This window comes from Idiomarina sp. UBA4206 (assembly GCF_002383015.1).
Lineage (GTDB): Bacteria > Pseudomonadota > Gammaproteobacteria > Enterobacterales > Alteromonadaceae > Idiomarina > Idiomarina abyssalis.
On the sequence record NZ_DFTS01000014.1, the window covers coordinates 4760 to 11003 of the forward strand.

Below are 6244 nucleotides of genomic sequence, written 5' to 3' on the forward strand. Positions count from 1 at the left end.
CAACATCCATTGGACGGATGTTACGCAGAGTGACGGTTTCGCCAAAAGGGTTGTATGCAGCGTCTTCACTTATGGTAAAACGCTGTGCGGTTAAGTTAGCGTTTTGTTCTCGCCGACGCTTCGAGATGGCTTCGTAATATAAAGCTTCGCCGAAAAACTCCAGACCCGGTGAAAGTTTGTGGATAAAATAAGCAAACAAATTCGCTCGATCAATTGCAGAGGTCATGCTCTGATCCTCAAGAGCCGAGTCATAGCGCATGTCTCTTGGGATAGAACCTTCGGCGGCACATACACCGTCGGATAAGCTCTGGAAGCATTCCCCCATAGATTCCGGGCGTATATGAAAGCGGCCGATGTTTTCACCGTCAAAAATGGCCCAGGGGCTGGACAATGAGCGGTTATCCAGTTGTGTGTCGCCTATAAACTCGTCCGGTATTCTGTCATTAAAGCGACGGTCTTCGCTGGCTGAGTAGGAACGTTCGTTAGCGCCTATCTCGTCGCGGGTGTAGTAAGCGAAAGAGAGACTTAAATGGCTTTTATCATCGTTAAAGAACAGCCCGGTAGAACCACTGACCAAGTATTGCTGCATTGAGGTACCAGCGGCATTTCCCGCATTGAGTTTTAACTGGCTTTGAGTGGTATCTTTTTTCAAAACATAATTTACGACACCGGCTACAGCGTCAGTCCCGTAAAGAGCGGAAGCACCGTCCCGAAGCACTTCCAGCCGTCTTAAACCAGAAACCGGTAGGGTATTTGAGTTGACGGTAGTGACGGGCACGAAATTTTCAGTCTGGGTGCCCGGATGAAGAACCAGTCGACGGCCGTTCAGTAAGGTTAATGTATTACCGGTCCCTATACCTCTTAAGTTAATTGAGGCGACATCGCCACGGGCGTCGTTAACACCACCAATTGCCCGTTCATTATTAAAACTAATGTCGCCAATTTGGGGAATAGAGCGGAGCAGTTCGTCTCCGGTTACCGCGCCTGTATTGGTTATGTCGTCCGCATTCAGGGTAGTAACAGGAAGCCTTCCGGCTGCCTGAGCGCCGCTGATATTGCTACCAATAACGGTAATTTTTTCCATAGACTCTTCGTCTGTTTCATTTTCTTCCTGCTGAAGGGGAGTTGCAGATATTTGCGCGGAAAAGGCAAAAGACGTTAAGGCAGTACACAAGCAGAGTGTTAAGTAGTTTTGTTTGTATTTAATCATGATAAAAACCCACACCGTATTAACAAATGACCCTGTAATAGGTATATATGCGGTTCTTCGTTTTTACCTTAATCTTTAACCTTTCTTAACACTTTTCAAATCATTCTTGTCGTTAAAGCTGACTATCCGATTAGCTCAATCTATTTTTCGAATCTATCTGAGCCCCCAAAAACACCGCGTTTAGTCTATATTAATAGCGCACTTACTGTGTCTAACAAAAAGGGTAATTAATCATGTTTAATAAAACAGTACCTTTACTTTCTACTGTAGCGATTGCGATATCGCTTTCCGTGGGATCAGGTGTTGCCAATGCCCAGGAAAGCTCATCTTACGAGATGAACTCTCCTGAGCCTAAGTCGAACGAGTTTTGGTGGCCAAATAAGCTCAATTTAGAGCCTCTACGTCAACACAGCCCGGAGTCAGACCCTTATGGCGATGATTTTGATTACGCTGAGGCTTTCAGTCAGCTTGATCTAGAGCAAGTCAAAAAAGACATTGAAGAATTAATGACATCGGATCAGGACTGGTGGCCGGCCGATTATGGGCATTATGGTCCTTTCTTTATTCGTATGGCCTGGCACGGAGCCGGAACTTATCGGGTTCAGGACGGCCGTGGTGGTGCCGCAGGCGCTCAGCAACGTTTTGAACCTTTGAACAGCTGGCCGGATAATGTCAGTCTGGATAAAGCGCGCCGCCTATTGTGGCCGGTTAAGCAGAAGTATGGAAAGAATATTTCCTGGGCTGATTTAATGGTGTTAACCGGTAACGTTGCGCTTGAATCGATGGGCTTTGAAACCTTCGGTTTTGCCGGTGGACGCGAAGATGCATGGGAACCCGACATTGTTTACTGGGGGCCTGAAAAAGAATGGTTAGGCGGTGGCGAACGTTACTCAGGTGATCGTGAACTTGAAAACCCTCTGGCAGCTGTTCAGATGGGCTTAATTTACGTTAACCCTGAAGAACCAAACGGTAAACCTGACCCGTTATTGGCAGCAAAAGATATACGCGACACCTTTGGCCGTATGGCAATGAACGACGAAGAAACGGTCGCCTTAATTGCCGGCGGACATACCTTCGGTAAGGCGCACGGCGCGCACAAGCCAGAAGACTGCTTAGGTGCAGAACCAGCAGCTGCGGGTGTAGAAGAGCAGGGGCTGGGCTGGAAAAACAAATGTGGCAAGGGCAATGCTGAAGACACCATCACCAGTGGTTTAGAAGGTGCGTGGTCAGTGAATCCAACCGCATGGACAACTCAGTACCTGGATAACTTGTTTGGTTTTGAGTGGGAACAGACAAAGAGTCCTGCAGGCGCTATTCAGTGGATCCCTGTTGACGGTCAGGCGTCAGCACTGGTGCCGGACGCGCATGTTGAAGGCAAACGTCATGCACCTATTATGTTTACGACGGACCTTTCGCTAAAAGAGGACCCTGAGTATCGTAAAATCGCTAAGCGCTTCCACGAAGACCCTAAAGAGTTTGAATTGGCCTTTGCCAAAGCCTGGTTCAAGCTGACGCACCGTGATATGGGTCCTAAGCAGCGTTATCTTGGCGATATGGCTCCGCAGGAAGATCTTCTATGGCAAGATCCTATCCCTGAAGTGGACTTTGAGCTGATTAACGATGGTGAAATTGAGCAGCTTAAAGCGGTAATTCTGGACTCTGGTCTTTCTGTACCTCAGTTAGTACGTACAGCTTGGGCATCGGCATCAAGCTTCCGCGGTACTGACATGCGTGGTGGTGCTAATGGCGCTCGTATTGCATTAGAGCCTCAGGTGAGTTGGGAAGCGAATAACCCAACTGAGCTTAAGAAAGCGCTAAATACATTGAAGGGTGTTCAGGAAGACTTTAATGATGAGTTATCAGGCGACAAGCAAGTGTCGTTAGCTGACGTTATTGTTCTTGGTGGTGCAGCGGCTATTGAAAAAGCAGCGAAAGACGCTGGCTATGATGTGACCGTTCCGTTTGAGCCGGGCCGCACTGACGCGTCTCAGGAAATGACCGACGTTAATTCGTTTTCTTTCCTTGAACCTAAAGCCGATGCCTTCCGCAACTATTATGCTGAAGGTAACCGAGTGCCGCCGGCTCAGCACATGGTCGATAAAGCTGACCAGTTAACCTTAACCGTGCCGGAAATGACTGTATTAGTCGGTGGTTTGCGTACTTTAGATGCTAACTATGATGGCAGTGACCATGGTGTGTTTACTGACAAGCCGGGTACATTAAGTAACGACTTTTTCGTTAACCTGCTAAGCATGGATAACGAATGGAAGCAGTCATCGGACAATGAAGCTATCTACGAAGGTTACGACCGTAAAACCGGAGAGCAGAAATATACAGCAACGCCGGTTGACCTGATTTTTGGTTCGAACTCTGAATTGCGTGCTGTTGCAGAAGTTTATGCAATGAGCGATGCAGACCAGAAGTTTGTCGGTGATTTTGTTCAGGCATGGACGAAAGTCATGCAGTTAGATCGTTTTGATCTGAAATAAAAGCTGAGCTCAGGAAAGTAGAAGTGAAAACGGTGGCGGTAAAATGCCACCGTTTTTTTATTTATTCTCTGAATTATTTAAAGCAGTTTTGCGCGAAACTTCTTACCCTTTATCTTATTGTTACCAATAAGACCTAAAGCGTGTTTTGCCAAACCAGAATGTACGGCAACAAAACCAAACGTACTTTCCAGCTTTATTTTTCCAATATCGTCTGCACTCAGAACATCGTCTTTGGTTAGTGCTCCGACAATGTCACCTGGTCTTAACTTATCTTTCTTTCCGCCACTTATTTGCAGCGTTGTCATATTCGCTTTCAGAGGTTTAATGCCAGGTAAGTTTGGTGCAGATTGTATCTGAATGGGCTCGGCGAAGGTGTCTTCCAGCAGTCGCATTTTATAGTCGTCCTGTGCGGAAACTAAGGTTATAGCCATACCTTCTTTTCCGGCACGGCCGGTACGGCCTATACGGTGGGTATGGGTATCTAAATCGTGAGCCATATGAACATTAACAACCAAGTCGAGCTCAGCAATATCTAACCCGCGAGAGGCGACATCGGTTGCTACAAGTACCCGCACACTGCCGTTACTGAATTGTATAATTGCCTGATCACGGTCTTTTTGTTCAAGCTCTCCATGCAAAGCTAACACGCTGAATTTATTTGTCTGCAGCGTACTGAGTATGTCCTTAACTTCGTTCTTTGTGTTGCAAAAAACAAGACAGTTTTCTGGCTGGTGCTCCGTTAACACGCTCATGACCAGTTGTGTGCTGTCTTCGTTGTTCATTGCATAAAAGTGTTGTTTAATTCTGGGTCTTGCTGCTTCCTGAATCGCATTAATATTGGTCGCTTTGGTTGTTACCTGCTCAGCCAAAGCCGCGATATTCTTTGGATAAGTCGCACTAAATAACAGGGTTTGTCGCGCTTTAGGAATATGCTTAACAATAGCGCTCAGGCTCTCCTGAAACCCCATCTCGAGCATACGGTCAGCCTCGTCCAGAACAAAGGTGTTCAGCGCGGACAAATCAACATTTCGTTGCTCAAGGTGGTCAAGTACACGCCCGGGAGTCCCAACCAATACATGAGCGCCATGCTCAAGGGAACTGGTCTGGATGCGGCTTGGCTCTCCACCACATAAGGTTAATATTTTTATGTTCGTCATAGATTTAGCTAAGTTACGAACTTCTTCGGCAACTTGATGAGCTAATTCGCGCGTAGGGCAAAGCACTAACGCCTGTGGGGCAAAGCTTTTAGTATTCAACTTGGACAGCAGAGCCAGCGCAAAAGCCGTTGTTTTTCCTGAACCGGTATTGGCCCGTACAACCGCATCCGCATTATCCAGAATAACTGGCAAGCTTAATGACTGAACTGGCGTCATTTGTTCATAACCAATTTCATTCAGTCTGGAGATTAAGGCTGGCGCTAAGCTTAGCTGATTAAATTGAGTAATTTCGGCTGTTTTTGCTGGAGTCTGGTCAGGCATTAAGAGGCTACTTTCAGTTTAAGTTTCTTGGTGTATTGTAACAGGCTTTGGACAAAAGGTAGTGCGATAATCCGTTTAATCAGAAGACTCTTTACCGGAATAAACACCCAAAGCAGTGACAGTGACAAGAATAAGCAGCATGCCTAATACTTGTGAGTAAGCCAGTATTTCACCTAAAACAATTACGCCGAAAAGCGAAGCCGTGACGGGCTCTATTGTGGCCACAATAGAGGCTAAGGCCGGTGGTGTTCTTCGTAAGCCAATAAGATACAGAATAAAGGATGCACCGCCGCCAAGCACCCCAATAATGGCAAATAGGGGCCAGTCGACCGAACCTGGCACCTGAGCTGCTTCTGCCGGATCTATCAGAACACCCAGCACCACAACAAGGGTTAAAAAAGCAATGCTAAGAATGGCCTGCGGGCTGCCGTGCTGAGTGGCGTATTTAAAGCCGAAGATAAAAAGAGCCAAGGACAGTCCTGAGAGTAACCCCGTTGCCACACCCAGCAGGGTAATGCTGTTCCCTTCCATTTGATAAACACGGGTCAGCAGCACAACACCCACCATAACTAACGCAATTGCTGCCCATTTTACGAGCGTAGGGCTTTCCAGCTTGAGCGCAAAAGAAATGAGGTAAACAAATATTGGCGCGCAATACATAAGGGTTGCAGCAACCGCAACGTTGCTTTCGGAAATACTAAAGAAGTAAAAACCGAAGTTACCGGCTACACCCAGCCCTGCAATGACGGCCCATAGCCATAACCGACTATTGGCCAGACCGCTGTATCGAGGCCTCAGTGCCAGCCAAATAAGCACAAATACTAATCCAATTGCGCCGCGGTAGAAAGAGATTAACAGGGCATCCCAGTCGTTGTTAATGAGAATACCGGCAATTCCGCCCGACAAACCCCAGAAAAGCGCCGCTGACGCTACCAGTATGATGCCCGAATTAGTCATGCATGAGTCAACTTCTATGTGAAAAGTTTAACGTGCTGAAAGTATTGAATTTAGAAGACTTGAGAGGGATTTTCAAATGGTGCGTCCGAGTAGACTCGAACTACCGACCT

The 6244-nt window shown here is 47.0% G+C and carries 4 protein-coding genes; 1 reads left to right on the forward strand and 3 read right to left on the reverse strand.

Annotation, left to right across the window (positions count from 1 at the left end):
- Positions 1-1210: TonB-dependent receptor plug domain-containing protein (locus B3180_RS02630; protein WP_286842875.1), on the reverse strand; the 1210-nt coding region annotated here is incomplete at its 3' end.
- Between the two features lie 233 nt (positions 1211-1443).
- Here B3180_RS02630 and katG point away from each other — a divergent pair.
- Positions 1444-3699 carry a catalase/peroxidase HPI gene (katG, locus tag B3180_RS02635; RefSeq protein ID WP_286842877.1) on the forward strand — a complete coding sequence of 752 codons (2256 nt, stop codon included), beginning with the start codon at positions 1444-1446 and terminating at the stop codon, positions 3697-3699.
- Between the two features lie 77 nt (positions 3700-3776).
- Here the strand turns inward: katG and dbpA are convergent, their stop codons facing one another.
- Positions 3777-5177 carry an ATP-dependent RNA helicase DbpA gene (dbpA, locus tag B3180_RS02640; RefSeq protein WP_278358658.1) on the reverse strand — a complete coding sequence of 467 codons (1401 nt, stop codon included), beginning with the start codon at positions 5175-5177 and terminating at the stop codon, positions 3777-3779.
- A 75-nt stretch (positions 5178-5252) separates the two neighbouring features.
- The gene (locus B3180_RS02645) at positions 5253-6134 is read right to left on the reverse strand and encodes a DMT family transporter (protein ID WP_199494681.1); all 882 of its coding nucleotides are present in this window, start codon (positions 6132-6134) and stop codon (positions 5253-5255) included.
- Between the last annotated feature and the right edge of the window lie 110 nt (positions 6135-6244).